We start from the raw sequence: 19,523 nt of genomic DNA on the forward strand, positions 1-19,523 counted from the left end.
TTTCCTTAACCTTGGCGTTACAACCGAGGTTTTTTTTCTAACCCACCTGTGATAGTTAATTACCTAACGCTAATCAATCAGCTCTACGCCATCGATAAGATAATGGAAGAGAACGAGCTGATTATGGTATACAAAGACGAAATCAGTTCCCAAACTTTGGATCGGATTCTTTCTATTACTGAATTTAAAATCAATCATTTAATTGATGAAAAGTCAATTAAAAAGAAAATGTTCAATGTGCTGGTTGAAGCCGTACAGAACATTTTAAAGCATGGAGAAGGAAGCCCAAAAGTGATGGAGCATTACAAATCCATGTTAGTTATTGGACGAGAAGCCAGAGCATTCTTCATTATTACCGGAAATGTACTAAAGAGAGATAAAATGGAAGGTTTAGTAAACCGATTAGAGTCTATTAACAGTTTAGACGACATCGGATTACGCAAATTATACAATCAAACCATTCAGGAGAATCCATTTTCGGAAAAAGGCGGAGCAGGATTAGGCTTAATTGATATGGCCAGAAAAACGGGTAATAAAATTGCCTACTCCATTAAGGAATTGGATTCGGAGCATGTGTATGTAAGCATGAAAACCTTGTTTTCGGTTGAACCACATGCAGTTAACTAAGCATATCCATTACTTTTTTTGAATCTTCCCAGGTTAGCCAAAAGCGATAAGGCAAATTGGCATCTTCCTTGGCATACTCCACTCCAATACGTTTTCCCACCTGAATCCATTTCACCGGAACTTCCAAACCGCGATCCAGAATTCCCAATTCGGGATGTAAGCCCACCTGAATGCCATTGTGCAAGGTTCGAATACCCAGGGCTGCCGAAACAGTTCCGGGACCACCCGATGTAGTTTTGGTTAAACTAGATTGATTTCGGCGTTTCAATATAGTTTCTAAGCCTCTGAAAGGAAATACAGCCCGAACTAAAACGGCATGAGGAATATTTTCCCGGTTGGTAACCACGTTAAACAAGTGGTGAATACCATAGCACAAATAAACATAAGCCGTTCCTCCGGGTGCATACATGGTTTCGGTACGAGCCGTTCGGCGGCCACCAAAGGCATGAGAGGCTTTGTCTGAAACCCCTGCATAGGCTTCCGTTTCGGTAATGATTCCGGAACTTAGTTGACCATTAAAACAAGTAAACAATTCCTTACCAATTAAGTTTTTAGCCAAGGCAACCACATCTTCCTGCTCGAAATAGGTTTGGCTGAGGCGAATTGAAGGATTTAACCCCGACATATTTTCTAATTTAAAATAGGAAAAACCAATTGGATCAGGCCTCAAATATCGGTTTTATTACAGATACCAATAAAAAATAAACAAATCAGAACAAAACCACCTTTGGATAAAAGCACAGCCATTCGGGGTTGAGTTCGGTTAGGGATAGAAGTGGATAGCCCACAGGACCCCGACGGCGATAGCCAAGGGGGACGAGGACTAGGAACGGATAGCCCGACCATGAGCCTTGTAACTTTTAGTAAGAAGGAGGATTCTTATGCGAATGGGACCCGCCTAAAAGAAAAAAATATAACAATCATTTACCATTTTTATCCGGAAGGAACCAAGGCTCAAGAAACAATATTCCTACCTTCGCAGCGTTCCCAACCTTCTAAACCAATCGAATGGAAAAAATTAAAATCCTGTGGGCTGATGACGAAATAGATTTATTGAAGCCACATATCCTTTTTTTAAAAGAAAAAGGTTACGAATTAAAAACAGCTACCAACGGGGACGACGCTCTGGACCTGGTAAAAGACGAACATTTCGACATTGTATTTTTAGATGAAAACATGCCCGGAATTTCCGGTTTAGAGACCTTGAATCGCATAAAACAAATTGATTCAGGATTGCCGGTAGTAATGATTACAAAAAGCGAAGAAGAAAGCATTATGGAAGATGCCATCGGGTCGAAAATTGCAGATTACCTGATTAAACCGGTGAATCCCAACCAAATTTTGCTTACGCTGAAGAAAAACCTGGACAATAAGCGCCTGATTCGTGAAAAAACCAGCAGCGGATACCAACAGGAATTCAGGCAGATTGGAATGACCATGAGCGACCGGCTTAGCCTGGAAGAATGGACAGAATTGTATAAAAAACTGGTGTTTTGGGAGCTTGAAATTAACAGCACTAAGGAAGAAGGAATGGCCGAAGTTTTGAATATGCAGAAAACAGAGGCTAACAACCTTTTTGGGAGATTTATTGACCGCAATTACATCAATTGGGTTAATGGTAAAGATTCTAATCCGCCGGTGATGAGCCATACCTTGCTCAAAAAGAAATTAATTCCGGTTTTAGATAAAGAAGAATCGGTATTTATGGTGGTTATAGACAATTTGAGGTATGATCAATGGAAAGTGATACAACCGGTAATAAATGAGCTTTTTAGGACCGAACAAGAAGATATTTACTTCTCCATTTTGCCAACGGCTACCCAATATGCCCGAAATGCCTTGTTTGCCGGATTGCTACCCAGTGAAATAGAAAAACGTTTCCCGAAAATGTGGTTGAATGATGAGGACGAGGGAGGAAAGAATCAATTTGAAGGAGAATTTTTGGCGGATCAATTGAAACGTTTGGGCAGGGATATGAAGCATAGTTATACCAAAATCACCAATTATGCTGCCGGAAAAAAATTGGCTGAAAGCGTTTCAAACCTCATGCAAAACAAGCTGAACGTGGTGGTTTACAACTTTGTAGATATGCTATCGCATGCCCGCACCGATATGGAAGTAATACGTGAATTAGCCGACGATGAAAAAGCCTATCGCAGCATTACCTTAAGTTGGTTTGAAAACAGTCCGTTATGGGATATTTTACAACAAGTAGCAGCAAAAAAGGCTACCCTGGTCATTACCACCGACCACGGAACCATCCGCGTAAAAAATCCTTCCAAACTGATTGGAGACCGCAATGTAAATACCAATTTGCGCTACAAACAAGGTAAAAACATGCAATGGGAAAAGAACGATGTGTTTGAAGTGAAAAATCCGGGCGATGCCTTTTTGCCAAGGGTCAATGTGAGTACTGCCTTTGTTTTTGCCAAGGAAGACTATTTCTTTGCTTACCCCAACAATTACAACCACTATGTAAACCATTACCGCAACACCTTTCAGCATGGTGGAATTTCGCTGGAAGAAGTGTTGATTCCATTTGTTGTTTTGAAGAGTAAATAGATGAAATTTCAGATAGAATCAGAAGATGAATTAAACCGGATAGCCCGCAACATTTTGGATAGTTTTCCGAAGGAGCGGGTCTTCCTGTTTCAAGGAGATATGGGAAGTGGAAAAACCACTTTAATAAAACGCATTTGCAAGGAATTAGGTGTAACCTCTTCCATGGGTAGCCCAACCTTTGCATTGGTAAATGAATATCTTAGCAAAGACGTTGGTAAAATCTACCATTTTGACCTTTACCGCATTAAAAGCAGCAGAGAATTGGCCGAACTTGGATTCTCCGATTATTTAGACAGCGGCAGTTATTGCTTTATTGAATGGCCTGAATATGGTCAGGAATTCTACGAGGATTTTGTAAACGTATTGATTAGTGCAGAAGGCAACAAACGAGAGTTTAGGATTTCAAAAGGTTTGCACCCATGACAGCCCTAGCTATTGTACTATCATTGCCGCAGCGATTTAGACCCGAAAAGTGGAATGGTAAAACCATGCGGGTTCAATTGGATTTTTCTGAGCCTCAGGCCTTACAATATTTGGTTACTGTATCGGAAAAGGGATGCAGTTTGGAATCAGGAGTGAGTGACAGCGCCGATTGTGTTGTTCGATGCAGTGGAGAGAACTACGCAAAGATGGAAATGGGCGAACTGAATCCACAGTGGGCCTTGATGAGTGGAAAGGTTAAAGTGAGCAATGTAGCGATGATGCTGGAATTTACCAAGCAATTCAGACGGATAAAACCAGGAAGTATGCCGGACTCCCCTACTCTTTCCAGGCCCAAGATAAGCGGCCCGTTGGAAGGAATTAAAGTATTGGATTTGAGTCGGTTACTACCCGGTCCATTGGCTAGTTTATGGTTAGCCGAACTGGGAGCTGAAATAATTAAAATTGAAGACCCGGATTCGCCCGACCCTATTCGGGAGTTTGTTCCTCTGGTAAAAGGAGTTTCTGTTTTTCATACAGCCTTAAACCGCCATAAAAAAAGTCTTGCCCTTAACCTTAGAACCGATCAGGGAAAGAAAGCTTTTTTGAAACTGGTAGCAAAGGCCGATATGGTGCTGGAAGGCTTTAGGCCGGGAGTGATGGCGAAAATAGGCCTCGATGCAGAAACCTGTCGAAAAGCCAATCCAGGTCTGATTTTCGTTTCCATTTCGGGGTATGGACAAACCGGTCCGTTGGCCCACCTGGCAGGACATGATTTAAACTACCTGGCTATGTCGGGATTGCTCAGTCTGATTGGAGAAGGACAAATGCCATCGTTTCAAACGGCCGATGTAGCCGGAGGTTCTTACGCTGCTTTGAGTAGTATTTTGGCGGCTCTTCTTCAAAAGCATCGTCAGGGAAAAGGAGCATTTTTAGACATCAGCATGACCGAGGCTGCCATGCCTTTAGGGTTGCTGGCAAATGAACACCGAAAAGCCTTGCCGGATGCCACTTTTGAACTTTCAGGGAGCATGCCCAATTACCGTTTGTATTCCACCAAAGATGGCCGTTTTATTGCTTTGGCCGCTTTAGAACCCAAATTTTGGGAACTGTTTTGTCGACACGCTGGTAAGGAACATTTACTGAATATGTATTTATTTTCCGAAGAAAAACGCCATGAATCCATCGCTGAACTGGAGCGTTTCTTCCTGGAAAAAACAATGAAGGAATGGATGGATTGGACGGCCGGACAGGACTTTTGTTTGACCCCGGTTTTGAACCAGATGGAAGTTAGGCAACATCCTCATTTTAAGGCAAGGAATAGCTTTAATGAAGCTGGTTATCAACGAAATCCATTTGGGTTTACGGTTCAGGAAAACCAAGGTTGGCCGGCACCGAGTTTGGGAGAAGACAGTGAAGCAATTCTTATCGAATTTGGGTTTTCGAAGTCAGAAATCAGTTCTCTTTTGACTATTTAATATTTATTTGGCGGGTCCCATTCGCCTATTGGAAGAAGGTGCTAATTTCGGAGGATAATGCCAAGGCGAATGGTCGGGCTATCCGTTTCAAGTCCTCGCCGCCCGGGCTAAAGCCGCGGCCGTCTGTGGGCTTTCCACTTCTATCCCTACCCGAGGGTGCAAACCCAAAGGTCATAGCTTTGTCCAACTATTCCCTTGTCATTAGAAAAAGAAAACAAGGGAACAATTTTAGCAAGCTATAAACCATGATACAATAGCCCTTACCTTTGCTAAAAATATACGCTTTGACCACACACGAGATCTTGCAACTACAGGAATTACTTTCCCCACAAACCCGAGCTGTTATATTAACCCATCGCAATCCGGATGGTGACGCATTGGGTTCCACCTTAGGATTAAAACATTATTTAGACAAAAAAGAAATACGATCTACGGTGATTGTACCCAACGCTTTTCCCGGATATTTTGATTGGATGCCTGAATCGAAGGGGATAGTGGTTTTTGAGAAGGAACAAGCCAAAGCCAAGGAGATAATTGAAGAAGCTGAGTTGGTTTTTTGTTTAGATTTTAATGCGTTGAGTAGGGTTGAAGAGGGTTTAAAGGTATTGGTGGAAGCCTCACCCGCTTACAAAGTATTAATTGATCACCATTTACAGCCCGAAGATTTTGCGGATTTTATGCACCACAAGGTAGAAGCCAGTTCCACGTGTGAATTGGTGTATGAATTTATTGACCTATTGGGTGATGAAGCAATGATAGACAAGGCCATTGGCACCTGTTTGTATACGGGTATCATGACCGACACGGGCTCGTTCCGTTTTTCGTCTACTTCGCCCAAAACCCACCGCATTGCAGCCCGATTGATTGAATTGGGTGTTGACCATACGGTAATTCACAACGAAGTTTTAAGCACGTATACCATTGACCGGATGAGGTATTTAGGTTATTGTATTTCCGAAAAACTGGTAGTGAAATTAGAGTACCAAACCGCCTATATTTGGGTTACCCAGGAGGAATTGAAACGATTCAACCATCAGCAAGGCGATTCAGAAGGAATAGTAAATTATGCCTTATCCATTGCAGGGGTGAAATTTGCGGCCTTTTTCAGTGAGCGAGGCCAAGAGATTCGGATTTCCTTCCGTTCGAGTGGTGGCCTGGATGTAAACCAATTTGCGCGTAAGCATTTCAATGGCGGCGGACATGCCATGGCTGCCGGCGGAACTTCGTATGAAAACATGGCCGAAACACTGAGCAAATTTGAGGGTTTATTAGAAGAATATGCCTCTGAACTGCTAGTTAAATAAGGTTTTGGCGAAATTTTTAAAAATCATATTGACAAAGCAATAAGCTTTCTATATTTGCACCCCCGAAAAACAAGGATTAATTTCCGGTTACTAGGGGAATTTTGGCGGGGTAGCTCAGTTGGTTAGAGCACAGGATTCATAACCCTGAGGTCACGGGTTCAAGTCCCGTCCCCGCTACGAAGGCAGATTTACAACCATGTAAGTCTGCCTTTTTTTGTTGGAATTCCTTATATAAAGCAAAAAAATTCACCCAGTATTATTTGCTATATAGTTACAAAACAAGGTTTAAATTAGACCCTTCAAACTCGAACCCCAAAAACAACTTGCTGTTTTTACCTATGTTTACCAGCAGCGTCACCCAAATCCTCCAACTCGAACAACGCCAACTCTACGGCAGCTCCCGCTTAGGGGTAATACCCCAAGAAGTGCTAATTGCTGAAAATGCCTCCTGGCCCAATGTAACACCTACCTGCGATACTGCCAATTCACCTTTTGTGCTTTGGAATTCCTTTAAGCAAACGCCAATAAAACATTTTAAGGTGTACTCTAATTTCTTGAATTATTGGTAAACATCTTTTCTATGACCAAGGGTAATTACATCAACAATAAGCTCCTTGTCTAAAATTTCATATATGATTCGATAATTACCAACTCTTACCCTATAACCCAGGCGTCCTTTTAACTTTTTACTTCCTTTTGGTCTAGGATCTTCTGCTAACTTACTAATGGATTCCAAAATTGGAAAAGCATTTTCATCCGAAAGTTTATCAAGTTGCTTTTCCGCTTTTTTAGAAAGTATAACGGTATACCTAACCATTCTTTTCTTTCCTCTTATTTAAGTATTCAGAAAGCAAAATTCGTTCGCCATTATCTTCCTTTTTTGCATCATCATAGGCGCGAATGTCCTCTAAGTCTTCAATTTCAGTCAATAATGAGTCAAACTCCTTTTCGGGAAGGATAACAAGGGTATTTCCAGCTGAATCCTTTATAAATTGAGGGTTTATGCTTATCATATGCCTTGCGATTATATTTTAGCAAAAATAATCAAGTTTTTCAAATTTTAATCATCTGACAGTTACAGTTACTAAATGGAAACCCCAATGAAAAAAGTATTAACTCAATTTCCTTTACTTGAGTTAAGGAATACATTCAGTAAAAATGTTTAAATTAGTCCGTTGAAATCAAATACAAATACTGAATATCAGTTGCTCTCCAAACCCGATAGCAGCGGCACCCAAATCCTCCAACTCGAACAACGCCAACTCTATGGCAGCTCCCGTTTAGGGGTAATAACCCAAGAAGTGCGAATTGCTGAAAATGCCTCCTGGCCCAATGTATTACCTATACACGATACCGCCAATGCACCTTTTGTGCTTTGGAATTCCGATAGCACCTACCAAGACAGTGTGTTCATAAACCCATTTGATTCGGTGGGGTATAAATTGGAGGGCTAGTCTCCGTAAATTCTACATCGCCCAAGGATCTACAACTATCAAGTTTGGAATTTGTTTAAAATCAGAAATATTTCGGGTGACAATAACTAAACCATAGACAAGTGCAGTAGCTGCAATAATTGCATCACCAAGAGCTATTTTTTTTGTTTGTCGAATTGCTATTGTTTCATGAATAACAGCTTCATTTATGGGAAGTATAAGAGCCAATTCCATGAAGGCTCGTAAAGGCTTAAGTTGCAGTTCAGAAGCACCATGCCTGCCCAAAAGTTCAATTTGCGTTACCGCTTAAATAGTTATGTTTAAATTATTCAAAAAAGAGCTGGCTTTTGGAGGGAGCTTGTCGCCAAACTCATCAATAATAACATTGGTATCAATCAAATATCTCTGTTCCATTCTTTTCGGGCTTGCTCAGTATGGGCCTTTAAAGCTTTATAGTCATTGTCAGAAAGAATTCCTCGGAAGGAAGCCATTGACTTTTTAGGCATACTATTCCCTTCTTCCGAAACCTCATCCAAAGCATACAAAAGGATCTCAATTTTTCGGCCAATATAATTGGTGGGAATATTTAGGTGAACACTACTTTCTTGTGGAGTTACAATGGTCTTTATCATATCAACACTATTAAACCTGAATCCTAATTGAGGTTGGATTTGGGTATGAAAGTAATTAGAAAATCAATATAACCACCAACTACAAAGAAAAACTCCTTTACACCTCCAATAGAAATATCCTATCTTTGTTATACCGATAGGGAAAAACTAACCTTTCCATTACATTCCAAGGAAGTTTTTCACCATCGGCATTGGAAGGAGTAAATCTCGTAAAGACTATCGTCGTTTCTCGATTAACTCCTTCATAAAGATACGCCGAAAACACCAACCCCATGAACAACCTCACTTACCACTACAAACCCGGCACTAACCAGTTGCAGTTTGTGGAATATGCTATTGCAGATGGGGACTATACACTAGATATCGTTTTACAGCAATTTAATTTTTCAAAAAGCTGAATTCTATTTAAACCATTAAATTTGTAGTATAAAGAATTCAACAATGGTCCACCGCTTTTCGGACATTATTCAATTAATTAAACAGGCTCAGGCTAATGCAACTAAGGCCGTCAATACGGAGCTTATTAATCTTTATTGGAAAATTGGTGAATACATAAGCAAAAAAATTAAACAATCAGAATGGGGAGAGTCGGTTATTAAGGAATTGGCTAACTTCATTCAATCGAATGAACCTGAAATAAAGGGCTTCTCCGACAAAAACATATGGAGAATGAAGCAGTTTTATGAAACTTATCAGGACCATCCAAATCTCGCACCACTGGTGAGAGAAATTAGTTGGACCAATAATTTGCTTATTTTTTCAAGATGTAAAAAAATTGAAGAAATTGAATTTTACTTAAAACTCGTAAAGCAGGAAAATTATAGCAAACGGGAATTAGACAGGCAAATTTCATCAAGTCTATTTGAGCGGTCAATAATTGGCAACTCAAAACCCTCACCATTGGTGAGAGAAAACATGAATGAAATTACCAAGGCCATTAAAGATAGTTATGTTTTTAAATTTACCGGATCCGCATACCGAATGCGACTTGCAACAAGGACTTGTAAGGCAAATAAAAGATTTTATACTCGAATTAGGGAAAGACTTTTTATTTATAGGTGAAGAATATAAATTACAGGTTGGCAACAGCGATTTTTATATTGATTTACTATTTTATCACCGAGGACTACAGTGTTTAGTTGCCTTTGAGCTAAAGGCTGACAAATTCAAACCGGAGCATTTAGGGAAATTAAATTTTTATCTAGAGGCTTTAGATAGGGATGTAAAAAAACCAAATGAAAAACCAAGTATTGGTGTTTTGTTATGTAAGGACAAGGATAGTGAAGTTGTAGAATATGCTTTAAGCCGAAGTCTTTCACCTACGATGGTTGCAGAGTATCAAACACAACTGCCGGATAAGAAGCTATTACAACAAAAACTTCAAGAATTGTTTGACAATGACTCGAATAGCTGAAAGAAAATTAATTCTACGGGTACTATCTTAAAATGGACTAAACATAAGGTCTATTCGGCATAAGCGATAAATTTGGTGAAATATGCTTCTTAATGATTTCAAATAAAATACAGAATTTCAACAATTTATACCGAATGGACATTATGTTTAGTCCAATTTTTGTATTAATTTTATTTGAAAAAATTGGCCTAACATTCTGTATCCTCGGCATTTACCAATGTTGAAAATGCCGAGGATAAAAATAAATGATTCCAGGAGGCCTAAGCGAACTGGAATCATATTATTTTTTCTCTCGGTATAAATTTATAAATTTCCTTTGGACTATTTATTAATTAAAATTGGTATTATTATCCTCAATCTATTATTTAAAGTTTATTTGAAAGCTAAAACTACCTAAGCTAAACCCGGTAGAGCCAAATAGCTTTGCCTGGCAGACTATTCCGGAGATGGTAAAAAGTTATTAGGCAAACTATAGGCGATAACGGGGATGAAGATTATTCGGGCCTCTGAAGCCACGTTTTCAAATAAAAACAAGAAAATCAGACTGAAATTTTACTTTTTCAACCCTTCAGCCCTAAACATAAAAGGAAGAAAAACATCAATGGAATCGGCTTCCATTACCTCGCCATTGGGATTAAGCAACAGTATGCGAATGGGCTTTTTGAATTGACTTTCGTACTCCGCCACCACCTGACGGCAAGCGCCACAAGGGGTAATTGGAGTATCCGGATCCATAATGATGGAATGGGCAGTAATAGCCATGGTTTTTACAGCAACCCCCGGATATTGCGCTGAGGCAGCAAAAATGGCCACTCGTTCGGCACAAATACCTGAAGGATAGGCCACATTTTCCTGGTTATTACCTATGACTTTTTTACCATTCTCCAACAAAATAGCACAACCTACATAAAACCTGGAATAGGGCGCATAAGCCTTGTTGGAAGCCTGAACGGCTAATTGAATCAGGTCTTGATCCTCCTTGGACAACTCATTTACTGAGCCATACACCACATAGGACAATGTTAAATCAACCTTTCTCATTCCTCATTATTTATTTTTAACAATCAAAGCTACGGCCGAAGCCTCCAAACCTTCTTCGCGGCCAACAAAACCAAGCTTTTCTTTGGTAGTCGCTTTGATAGAAACACAATCAACTTCAACCTGAAGAAGTGCTGCAATAGTTACTCGCATATCCTCTACGAAAGGCATTATTTTAGGCTTTTGCAAGCACAAGGTAGAATCAACATTTCCGACAATCCATCCTCGACTGTGCAATAAGGCTACAACCCGTTGAAGTAAAATTTTGCTGTCGATGTTTTTAAACTCCTTGGAGGTATCGGGGAAATGTTTGCCAATATCGCCCAAGCTGGCAGCACCTAGCAAGGCATCGCAGATAGCATGCAACAACACATCGGCATCGCTATGCCCCAGTGCCCCTTTGCTGTGAGGAATTTTAACACCACCCAGCCAAAGTTCGCGTCCTTCGACCAGTTGGTGAACATCGTAGCCATAGCCGATTCGAAAAGGTATTTGGTTCAAATTTTAAAAATTGGGGTGCAAAGATGGGATTTTCTTCCTTCTTAACACCTGGGTATTTTATCGACCCGAGTTTGGTGGCGACCACCTTCAAAGGCCGTTGAGAGAAACAAACGTACGCATTCTTTTGCATCATCCACCGCAATAAATCGCGCAGGAATAGCCAGAACATTGGCATTGTTGTGTTGTCTTGCCAAGGCTGCTAACTCAGGAGCCCAGCACAAGGCAGAACGAATGCCGGAATATTTATTCGCTGTTATATTAACTCCATTACCACTTCCACAAATAATTATTCCAATGCTGAATTTTCCATCGGTTAAATCCTTGCACAAGGGATGAATAACATCCGGGTAATCCATACTGGCAGTGGAATGGGTGCCAAAATCAATGGCATCAAACCCCAGTTCGGCAAGCAATGGCTTAAGAATTTCCTTCAATTCGTATCCGGCATGGTCGGCAGCAATTCCGATGGGTTTTGGCATGGTGGGTTTTGGTTTGGTATGGATTACAAAGTTGGGATTTTTTTTGCAGTACCCGGCAAAAAAGCGAAAATTGATTGAATGAATCCTGAAAATTTTACATTTGTCCAACATACCAATTGAAAAAAATGAATCCTATCATCAAAAACGTTTTGGGCTTTGTGCTCGGGGCTTTCGGTGCAGTTATGTTAAACGGACTTATTATTCGGATCGGGGGCAGCATCATCCCTCCTCCTCCGGGCACCAATCTCAGCACGCCGGAAGGAATAAAGGCTGCTATGCCCTTGTTGGAGGCCAGGCACTTTCTTTTCCCTTTTATTGCTCACGCTTTGGGTTCTTTAGCCGGAGCCTTTATCGGATCCATGCTATCGGCAAGTTACAGACTTATTATTGCCTTAGTTATCGGAGGCTTGCACATGGTTGGCGGAGTAATGATGGTAATGATGGTACCGGCACCGACGTGGTTTAACATCTTGGATTTGGGCATGGCCTATCTTCCCATGGCTTGGTTAGGATGGAAAATTGCAGAGTCTATTCGCAAATAAGGAGTGTCTAAACACTTCCATACAATGAAGCAATCCTGAAAAAAGACTTATCCGGCAAGAGGGTTTCCCAGCTTTTTTGCCTTGAGCAATGGTTCCTGCGTTTTGTGGTCGTAGGTTCGTTTGGCAAGTTCTTCCTCTGTAAAAAACACCGGATTGGTTTCGTGATCTAAATGCCGCTCCTGGGCAGGTTTCAACATTTCTTCCGCTAAATCCTTGTACCTACTTTGAAAGGCTGCCAAGGTGTATTGTCCATAAACGGTATGACCACCTTCGTAGCATTGCACTTGGTATTCTTCAAAGGTAGTTACATAGCCGTGGTAGGCATTGCAATAGGTTGAGATTATAACTTGCTTTACCCCTCGTTTAGACAAAACCTCCAAAACTGTTTTTTCTAATCTCCAGGAAGCAACCGTGGTTAATTCTCCGGCCACACCAACAATAGCAATTTCACCCAGGATAAAAATTTGCAGGGGTAACACCAAGGGAGTCCAGGGTTTATCGGCCAGACTTCCGTTGGCATGAAAGCGTTTGAAAGTAGCGATTCCCCGGTCGGCCCAACCCGGAATGATGAAATTTTTCACATCTCCGGTACCCATTATTTTTCGCTCGCCCGACTCTATCAGAATTTCCTTGTTTCCTTGTGCCTTATCCCGCTTCCGGATTCTTTCACCAAATTCCTTTTTCGAAAATGGGGCAATGGCATATTCCCAGGCCCGAACCAGTTTGATAAGTCCTTTGGCTGCCGTAGCCACTGCTTTAGCCATGCCCGGACCTTCGGCAGTACCTTCAAAAAATGCTACTCCCTGACACGGAGGCGAAGTAAAGGCATCGGTGTTACCATTGGCAAATTCGGGATAAGCCGTGGTATCGGCAAACTTCACATAGCACAAGGCCGCATCTAATGAAGGAGCCAATTCAGGTGAGGAGAGGGCTTGTTCAAAGATTTCATTTGCCTTTTCAAACTGCACTTTTCCATTGTATTTAGCACTTTCCACATAATCCTCTTTGAATTTCCCCATTACCTGTCCACGTTCTTTCACATAGATAAAGTTGGGACTGATATCGCCACAAGCCCGCTGTGCAAAGGAGGAAAGCACCGGCTTTCCGAAGCGCTTTTCAAGGGCTTCTTCCATCCAGGTTGCAGCATAACCTTTGTTATCTGCATTGATGTTGGTATTGTAATTAGGCACCGAGGTTGTATGAATACCAAACCAATTGATGGTAAACAATGGGTTTCCATTTAAATCTTCGGCTAGGAGCAAAGTCATACGTCTATCGAAAGCCAAATGGGTTTGATCTTTGGAATATTTGGTCACTTCCGGGTTTTGATTCCAGGCATCGATGCTGCGGTTGAAGGCTACTTCTTTGTCGGTTGGCATTTCGCCGGTGGAAACACGCAACCTGGCAGGAACGGCATTTTCATGTGCTTCAATAATGGCATCGGCAATTCCATCCACAATGGTGGCATAGTTTTCAGGCATAAATCCGGGTATGCTCATGTTGTAGAGACCGTAGTGCGAATAGCCTCCCGGACCACTGTGAGTGTGTTGTGCGGTGAGCATTACATTTTGGTCATGAAAATCCAACTCGGCATGGTGGCGACTCAAGCGTTTCATCACTCCGCGCTTAATTGCCACGGTAATAAAGCAAATTTCGGCGTTAACAAAGGCTATTTTCTTACCGGTTTCTTCATCGATAAACACATAAGCCCTGGCATGCAATGGAGTTTCAACTCCCTTTACAATATTAAACCACATTCCAAATCCCATCATTCCTACTCCGGGTTTAAAGTAGGTAATGTCTTTTTTTGCTGAACCACAACGTAACATTCCGTAAATTTTTATTGATGGGCTAAAATATGCGAAATCACAGTTGTGATGCACTTTTTAAGAACTTAATTTTATGGAAAATATGTTAAAATAAAAGCAGGTAATTTTCCGGCTGGAATACTCGGTTTTAAACCTCTAAATGTATCAGTTAAGCTATCAAAATCAAGGATTTAGAGTAACTTTCCTTAACTATCTTCACAACTTTTTGCACTTTACCAAAGTCTAATTCGTACTTTGCCTTGTCCTTTTTTTACCTTTGCGCTCAATGAATCCCGAAATACAACAAGAAGGAAAATTCAAATACATCGAAAAGGGCCAAGGTCCTGTCCTCATTTCCTTGCATGGATTGTTTGGGGCATTGAGTAATTTTTCTGACCTTTTCAATCATTTTTCAGGCCACTACCGGGTAATCATCCCCTTGATGCCCATTTACGAATTGCCTGTTGATGAAACCAATGTAAAATCTTTGGCTTCCTACATTCAGGAATTTATTGAATTTAAAGGACTAGGTAAGGTAAACTTGTTGGGAAATTCATTGGGTGGACATGTGGCCTTGGTTTATACTGTTGCCAATTTAGACAAGGTAAATCTGCTTATACTTACCGGAAGTTCAGGATTGTACGAAAATGCCTTTGGAGGTTCATTTCCACGCAGAGAAGATAAATCCTTTATTCGCGACCGGGTGGCTTACACCTTTTACGACCCTAAACATGCCAATGACGAGTTGGTGGATGAGGTGTTTGGATTGGTAAACGATCGCGAAAAATTGATTCGAATTTTGGCCCTGGCCAAGTCAGCCATCCGACACAACATGGCTGAAGAATTGCACCATATTCAAAGTCCGGTTTGCTTGATTTGGGGCAAGCAAGACAATATTACCCCGCCCGATGTGGCAGAGGATTTTCATAAATTACTTCCCAACAACGAGCTATTTTGGATTGACGAATGTGGCCATGCACCTATGATGGAGCAACCACAGCAGTTTAATTCCATTCTAGATTCCTGGCTGAGTAAGCAAAAAGTTTGATCGCTTCTTTTCAATTAAGCGTTGGCCTTCCCCCGGGAATTTCCTTCGAGGTTTGGTAAAAATCCGGCAATTAATAGTTACCCTAACTAGTTGGGTTATCTGTTGCAGGCTGAGGTTGCGCCTCGGGCAACGATAGAGGCAAGTAGCCCACAGGACCACTACGGCGATAGCCTAGGGGGACGAGGACTACAGCCGATAGCGTGACCCGAACGCCCATGCAGAAAATTGAGGGATTAGCTAAAAGATAATTGGGCGGAGGGGGCCCGCATACTAAAAATTATAAAAATTGGATCATTCCCGGTCTTGGACTTCTTCTACCCACTCCATTTATTCTTATTTAAACCAGGAAGAATACATGACATAATTATCGGCAATGCGTTGGTTAAGCGTTTCAAACTGTTCGGGGCTTAATTGTTTCACCTTTTTGGCAGGAACACCGGCATAAATAGAACCGCTTTCGACCCGGGTATTTTCGAGTAAAACCGCGCCGGCAGCTACAATACTGTTGCATTCTACCACACAATTATCCATCACAATAGCACCCATTCCAATCAAGACATTATCTTCCAGGGTACAACCATGAACCAGTGCATTGTGACCAATCGACACGTTATTTCCGATGGATGTAGGAGCCTTTTGATAGGTACAATGAATTACGGCACCGTCTTGAACATTCACCTTATTTCCCATTTTAATCCAATGCACATCGCCACGAACTACGGCATTGAACCATACACTGCAGTCGTCGCCCATGCTTACATCGCCCACCACGGTAGCGTTAGGAGCCAAAAAACAATTAGAACCAAATGAAGGAAGCTTTCCTTGAACGGGTAATACCAAAGCCATGCTGCAAGTTTAATTTTTTTTCCCCCTCAATTCCGAAATTTCTGCGTCGAGGGCCAACTGCCGTTGCAATTCGTGCAAAACGCTAGGTTCAGCGCCACGTTCCAGGCAATTCTCAATTCCGCAGCGTTGGCAGGTTTGATTCACCACTTTTACCGGTACCGAAGGCGAATTCCAAAACCTAACCTTCTTTTTAAACTCATTGTTAATCAGGAAACCAATGGTTACAGAAAGGCCTTTTTCGGGAGTTCGACCCAACCATCGGGCCAGGGTAAAATTAAAATATTCATTGCCTGATTGTTCAAACTGAGAGCGCTGCACACTAGCTACAGGAGCTTTGGGAAGATGATCGGCCTTTTGCTTTTCCAAATCATTGAAAATACGAATTGCCAACCAGCGACGGCAATACACTTCATCGATTTGGTTAGCGTGGGGATTGTGCAACTGAGTGAGGTGCAATTCCTTCGTTAAATCGAAATGATCGACACCTGAGGAATAATTAAATCTCAAAAAGAAAAGGTTTTTAATTCCGAAATGAGAAGGGATAATGTTGGTGAGCCGGTGCATAAACATCTCGGGCGAAGAATTGTATTTTTCCAAAAAGCGAAGAAACAATTCAGGCCTCCACTCCGCATTATTAAAAAACAGGTGCAAATCGGCAATCAACTGAGCTTTAGGAATCATTAGCGCCCCGGAGAAATAGCTTGCTTTCATATTGGCCAGCACTTGTTCAAAGCTACCGGCCTTTTGCCATGGGGTAACAAATGCCCGTTCAGAAAGCTGCATTTGACTGTAGCCAAGTTCCTTACCATAGATAAAAGCCTTTTGCGTATCGGCTAATTGCTCGTTGATAAGCAGCGTTTTTGTTTCAGGCAAAAAAATGGAACGAATGGGCGTTAGAACAGAACTTTTTTCATTGGGTAAACTTTGTATGGTATAACCGAATTCACTTACCAAAATTTGCTTCAGGTTTTCCGACTTCACCGGTAAATCCTGGGCCAATCGGTGAGAAATAGCAAATTTTTCGGCTTCTTGCTCCAGGTCCTCGAAATAATTTTCATGCATTTCCTGATACGAGCGCAAGGCTGCAAAATAAAAATGTTCCTGGGTGAGGTTATAGTTACGGGCAATTTCTATGATGGTTGAAATAAAGGCATTTATTTTGGCTGGGGCCCTCGATATGAGTTCGATCAACTTACCCTTATCAATTCCAAACAAATCGAGTGGAACTTCGCGCATGATAGGAGATTCCAATATTTGGATAATGGGTGATAGGTTATTATCCATTTTCAGCGAAACCAAATCATCGTAAGCTACCCCTAAAGCTTTTGCCAGCATGAGAATTTTATCGGGTTTAGGAAACTTTTTTCCTTTTTCAATTTCATTCACATAAGAGACTGAACTTTCGGTAAGTCGGGCCAAATCGGTTTGCTGCAAACCCTTTTCGTTTCTTAACTGTTTGATTTTCAGGCCAAAAATCAAACGAATATTTTCTTCGGTGGAGAACAAGTCCAAATTTTTGTCAATAATGGGAATAATTTATGAAAGCCGAACATTTGGTTGGCAAATTGTTCAATTTAAATTATTCCGCAGTAATCCGGGTTATAGCGATTGTTAATCTGTAACTGTCCAATTATCCATCCCTCTCCTTTGTCTAAACAGCTTTTGCATCAGCCATAACACCGTACATTTCAAAATAGATTTGGGACAATTTTTCAATTGGAAAAGGAATTAGGAAAGGTAGCGGGGAGATTTACTAAGAATTCAGAAACTATTTTTTTTGTCAATCTTAACAAAACAAGTTACCTCCATTCCATTAAAAGTACCAATTTCTTAATATCCACATCAAAACTTATTAGCAACTTGTACTTCCAATTTCCTAATCAACGTGAAGATAAAACCTTGGAATAAAGTTAGGCCGTCTTGTCCCAGGTGCAACTCACCTTTATCGAAAAGAAGGCCCACTATAGCGATACAATTTGCCAATTTAGCAACATTTTTCCTTTTTGATTTCGAACCATTTATTTGCTACCGATGCTTGTGGAAAGGGTGGAAATCCAAGTTTTCGCAACGCAGCTAACTCAAGGCTTTACGAGTTCAATTTTCGGGGCTACCAACTTGTTTTTCAATCGTATGCACCTGATGTAAGATAATGAAAGGAAGATAAATGGAAAACAATCTTCAGTGACCCGAAAAATCACCTGCCCCGCTATCGCCTATAGTTTGCGAAAAAGGCTGGTTGAAAATTCAATGTTTAGTGTGTCGCAAAGCTATTTGGCTCTATCGGGTTTAGTTTAGGGAGGTTTAGCTTTCAACCAATTTTCAGTTAATCCCGAATTCTATAAGTAGGCTCCTATTAGAATTTGGGTTAATACCTTTAACCCAACCCGGGTGCAACTGAAAATAGTAAAAGGCCTGACAAATTGTTACAGGGTTGGTAGTCATTCTAACAACTCCAAGTCTTCCCTCTCCACCGGAATAGGCTGCGGCTAAATCAAGTTTAAACAAAGGTAGTAAGGGTTTATGGAGTAAAGATGCGATAAAACCCCTTCCAAATAGCACTAAATCAACTTGTTTTGACCTATATTGGGTATTTGGATAAATGGTCTTGTTGGTTGGTTTATCCAAGAGGTCTGCCCCGTTGTAACCCGCCCGGCATAAGTAGTTTGGTGGAGTAACTTTTTTATATCACAACTCTGCGGCTTTGTGGCCTTACAAACGCTGGTCTTCGTCAAACCCGTAGTTAATAGGTTCGAAATATTTACTTATCGGTCACAGACCGAAAAATCAATGGTTCAGGATGCAAAACTGAACCAGCGGGATTGGTTCATAGAAAAGACCTTTCCAATAAACCAAATTTTTTCATAGAGAAAAGAAGTAAATCCCAAATTCAAACATTGTTATTAAGTTGTCCGAAATTCTTGCTAATTTTGACCTACATTTCTTAAAATACCATCAGCTAAATTATTTAACACATGGATAATACAATGCTCATACAGGTAACCAACCAAAAAGCCATCGGACTTTTACATGAGTTGGAAGAATTGCACTTGATTAAAGTTTTGAAAGAAAATTTATCTACAAAAAAAACCAAGCTCTCTGATAAATACAAAGGTACCCTATCGCCTGAACAAGGAAAAAGCCTGAATCAGCATATAAAACAGATGCGTAACGAATGGAACGATATCTGATTGATACCAATGTAGTTTCTGATTACCTCTCTGCTTCCCTACCAATTTCGGGTATGGATTTTTTAGATGGTGTGATTGGAAAATCCGGTGAACTTGACCACCTCAGTCCGGTTCAACTTGACCACCTCAGTCCGGTTTAAATTGACCACCTGAATCCGGTTCAAATTGACCACTAAAAAGCGATAAAAAAAATCATGTTGTAA

Annotated in this window: 21 protein-coding genes, 1 tRNA gene and 2 pseudogenes; 13 read left to right on the plus strand and 11 right to left on the minus strand. The window is 41.0% G+C overall.

Translation table 11 applies throughout. The features are described from left to right. Window positions 1–48: 48 nt before the first annotated feature. On the plus strand, window positions 49–627 hold the full coding sequence (locus K1X82_05080) for a SiaB family protein kinase (protein ID MBX7181466.1): 579 nt from the start codon (window positions 49–51) through the stop codon (window positions 625–627). Here the strand turns inward: K1X82_05080 and K1X82_05085 are convergent. Further along, window positions 620–1,252: a DNA-3-methyladenine glycosylase gene (locus K1X82_05085; GenBank protein ID MBX7181467.1), complete on the minus strand. Its 633-nt coding sequence runs from the start codon at window positions 1,250–1,252 to the stop codon at window positions 620–622. The genes K1X82_05080 and K1X82_05085 overlap by 8 nt on opposite strands. Before the next feature lie 383 nt (window positions 1,253–1,635). Between K1X82_05085 and K1X82_05090 the strand changes: the two genes are divergently transcribed. The 6 genes from K1X82_05090 to K1X82_05115 all read left to right on the plus strand — a co-directional run bounded on the left by K1X82_05090 (window position 1,636) and on the right by K1X82_05115 (window position 6,960). After that, the gene (locus K1X82_05090) at window positions 1,636–3,189 is read left to right on the plus strand and encodes a PglZ domain-containing protein (GenBank protein MBX7181468.1); all 1,554 of its coding nucleotides are present in this window, start codon (window positions 1,636–1,638) and stop codon (window positions 3,187–3,189) included. Next, on the plus strand, window positions 3,190–3,612 hold the full coding sequence (gene tsaE / locus K1X82_05095; protein ID MBX7181469.1) for a tRNA (adenosine(37)-N6)-threonylcarbamoyltransferase complex ATPase subunit type 1 TsaE: 423 nt from the start codon (window positions 3,190–3,192) through the stop codon (window positions 3,610–3,612). Then, on the plus strand, window positions 3,609–5,087 hold the full coding sequence (locus K1X82_05100) for a CoA transferase (protein ID MBX7181470.1): 1,479 nt from the start codon (window positions 3,609–3,611) through the stop codon (window positions 5,085–5,087). The genes tsaE and K1X82_05100 overlap by 4 nt, the downstream gene beginning before the upstream one ends. A gap of 284 nt (window positions 5,088–5,371) precedes the next feature. Further along, the gene (locus K1X82_05105) at window positions 5,372–6,391 is read left to right on the plus strand and encodes a bifunctional oligoribonuclease/PAP phosphatase NrnA (protein ID MBX7181471.1); all 1,020 of its coding nucleotides are present in this window, start codon (window positions 5,372–5,374) and stop codon (window positions 6,389–6,391) included. A gap of 103 nt (window positions 6,392–6,494) precedes the next feature. Then, window positions 6,495–6,568 (plus strand) — tRNA-Met (locus tag K1X82_05110). 161 nt (window positions 6,569–6,729) lie between these two features. Beyond that, a complete protein-coding gene (locus tag K1X82_05115; protein MBX7181472.1) occupies window positions 6,730–6,960 on the plus strand; it encodes a hypothetical protein in 231 nt (76 codons plus the stop codon). On the opposite strand, the gene K1X82_05120 is transcribed toward K1X82_05115, so the two are convergent. Together K1X82_05120 and K1X82_05125 are read right to left on the minus strand one after the other, a co-directional pair. Further along, window positions 6,951–7,208 carry a type II toxin-antitoxin system RelE/ParE family toxin gene (locus K1X82_05120; protein MBX7181473.1) on the minus strand — a complete coding sequence of 86 codons (258 nt, stop codon included), beginning with the start codon at window positions 7,206–7,208 and terminating at the stop codon, window positions 6,951–6,953. The genes K1X82_05115 and K1X82_05120 overlap by 10 nt on opposite strands. Beyond that, window positions 7,201–7,404: a hypothetical protein gene (locus tag K1X82_05125; GenBank protein ID MBX7181474.1), complete on the minus strand. Its 204-nt coding sequence runs from the start codon at window positions 7,402–7,404 to the stop codon at window positions 7,201–7,203. Before K1X82_05125 ends, K1X82_05120 begins: the two co-directional genes overlap by 8 nt. Window positions 7,405–7,566: 162 nt before the next feature. On the opposite strand from K1X82_05125, the gene K1X82_05130 reads away from it, so the two are divergent. Further along, entirely contained in the window at window positions 7,567–7,845 is a 279-nt protein-coding gene (locus K1X82_05130) for a hypothetical protein (protein MBX7181475.1), read from the plus strand. Between the two features lie 12 nt (window positions 7,846–7,857). On the opposite strand, the pseudogene K1X82_05135 reads toward K1X82_05130, so the two are convergent. Continuing rightward, window positions 7,858–8,238: pseudogene (locus K1X82_05135) on the minus strand (type II toxin-antitoxin system VapC family toxin). Further along, complete coding sequence (locus K1X82_05140; protein MBX7181476.1) at window positions 8,220–8,456, minus strand: hypothetical protein; 237 nt, start codon at window positions 8,454–8,456, stop codon at window positions 8,220–8,222. The pseudogene K1X82_05135 and the gene K1X82_05140 overlap by 19 nt, the downstream one beginning before the upstream one ends. A gap of 441 nt (window positions 8,457–8,897) precedes the next feature. On the opposite strand from K1X82_05140, the pseudogene K1X82_05145 reads away from it, so the two are divergent. Further along, a pseudogene (locus K1X82_05145) lies at window positions 8,898–9,870 on the plus strand (PDDEXK nuclease domain-containing protein). 552 nt (window positions 9,871–10,422) lie between these two features. Here the strand turns inward: K1X82_05145 and K1X82_05150 are convergent. Genes K1X82_05150 through rpiB form a run of 3 tightly spaced genes read right to left on the minus strand, consistent with a single transcriptional unit; the run spans window position 10,423 to window position 11,888 of the window. Further along, complete coding sequence (locus K1X82_05150) at window positions 10,423–10,911, minus strand: cytidine deaminase (GenBank protein ID MBX7181477.1); 489 nt, start codon at window positions 10,909–10,911, stop codon at window positions 10,423–10,425. A 6-nt stretch (window positions 10,912–10,917) separates the two neighbouring features. Further along, complete coding sequence (gene ispF / locus K1X82_05155; GenBank protein ID MBX7181478.1) at window positions 10,918–11,400, minus strand: 2-C-methyl-D-erythritol 2,4-cyclodiphosphate synthase; 483 nt, start codon at window positions 11,398–11,400, stop codon at window positions 10,918–10,920. A gap of 50 nt (window positions 11,401–11,450) precedes the next feature. After that, window positions 11,451–11,888: a ribose 5-phosphate isomerase B gene (gene rpiB, locus K1X82_05160; protein ID MBX7181479.1), complete on the minus strand. Its 438-nt coding sequence runs from the start codon at window positions 11,886–11,888 to the stop codon at window positions 11,451–11,453. A 125-nt stretch (window positions 11,889–12,013) separates the two neighbouring features. On the opposite strand from rpiB, the gene K1X82_05165 reads away from it, so the two are divergent. Next, the gene (locus K1X82_05165; GenBank protein MBX7181480.1) at window positions 12,014–12,430 is read left to right on the plus strand and encodes a hypothetical protein; all 417 of its coding nucleotides are present in this window, start codon (window positions 12,014–12,016) and stop codon (window positions 12,428–12,430) included. A gap of 47 nt (window positions 12,431–12,477) precedes the next feature. On the opposite strand, the gene K1X82_05170 is transcribed toward K1X82_05165, so the two are convergent. Then, on the minus strand, window positions 12,478–14,259 hold the full coding sequence (locus K1X82_05170; protein MBX7181481.1) for a neutral/alkaline non-lysosomal ceramidase N-terminal domain-containing protein: 1,782 nt from the start codon (window positions 14,257–14,259) through the stop codon (window positions 12,478–12,480). Between the two features lie 265 nt (window positions 14,260–14,524). On the opposite strand from K1X82_05170, the gene K1X82_05175 reads away from it, so the two are divergent. Next, window positions 14,525–15,286 carry an alpha/beta hydrolase gene (locus tag K1X82_05175; protein MBX7181482.1) on the plus strand — a complete coding sequence of 254 codons (762 nt, stop codon included), beginning with the start codon at window positions 14,525–14,527 and terminating at the stop codon, window positions 15,284–15,286. Window positions 15,287–15,619: 333 nt separating this feature from the next. Here K1X82_05175 and K1X82_05180 read toward each other — a convergent pair whose 3' ends face one another. Further along, window positions 15,620–16,132 carry a gamma carbonic anhydrase family protein gene (locus K1X82_05180; protein ID MBX7181483.1) on the minus strand — a complete coding sequence of 171 codons (513 nt, stop codon included), beginning with the start codon at window positions 16,130–16,132 and terminating at the stop codon, window positions 15,620–15,622. 9 nt (window positions 16,133–16,141) lie between these two features. Continuing rightward, window positions 16,142–17,644, minus strand: coding sequence for a helix-turn-helix domain-containing protein (locus tag K1X82_05185; protein ID MBX7181484.1), 1,503 nt, complete (start codon window positions 17,642–17,644; stop codon window positions 16,142–16,144). A 1,460-nt stretch (window positions 17,645–19,104) separates the two neighbouring features. Here K1X82_05185 and K1X82_05190 point away from each other — a divergent pair. Further along, entirely contained in the window at window positions 19,105–19,320 is a 216-nt protein-coding gene (locus K1X82_05190; GenBank protein ID MBX7181485.1) for a hypothetical protein, read from the plus strand. Next, window positions 19,305–19,460 (plus strand): hypothetical protein, encoded by a 156-nt coding sequence (locus tag K1X82_05195; GenBank protein MBX7181486.1) that lies wholly within the window; start codon window positions 19,305–19,307, stop codon window positions 19,458–19,460. The genes K1X82_05190 and K1X82_05195 overlap by 16 nt, the downstream gene beginning before the upstream one ends. Window positions 19,461–19,523 lie beyond the last annotated feature (63 nt).

It is taken from the genome of Bacteroidia bacterium (assembly GCA_019695265.1).
Lineage (GTDB): Bacteria > Bacteroidota > Bacteroidia > JAIBAJ01 > JAIBAJ01 > JAIBAJ01.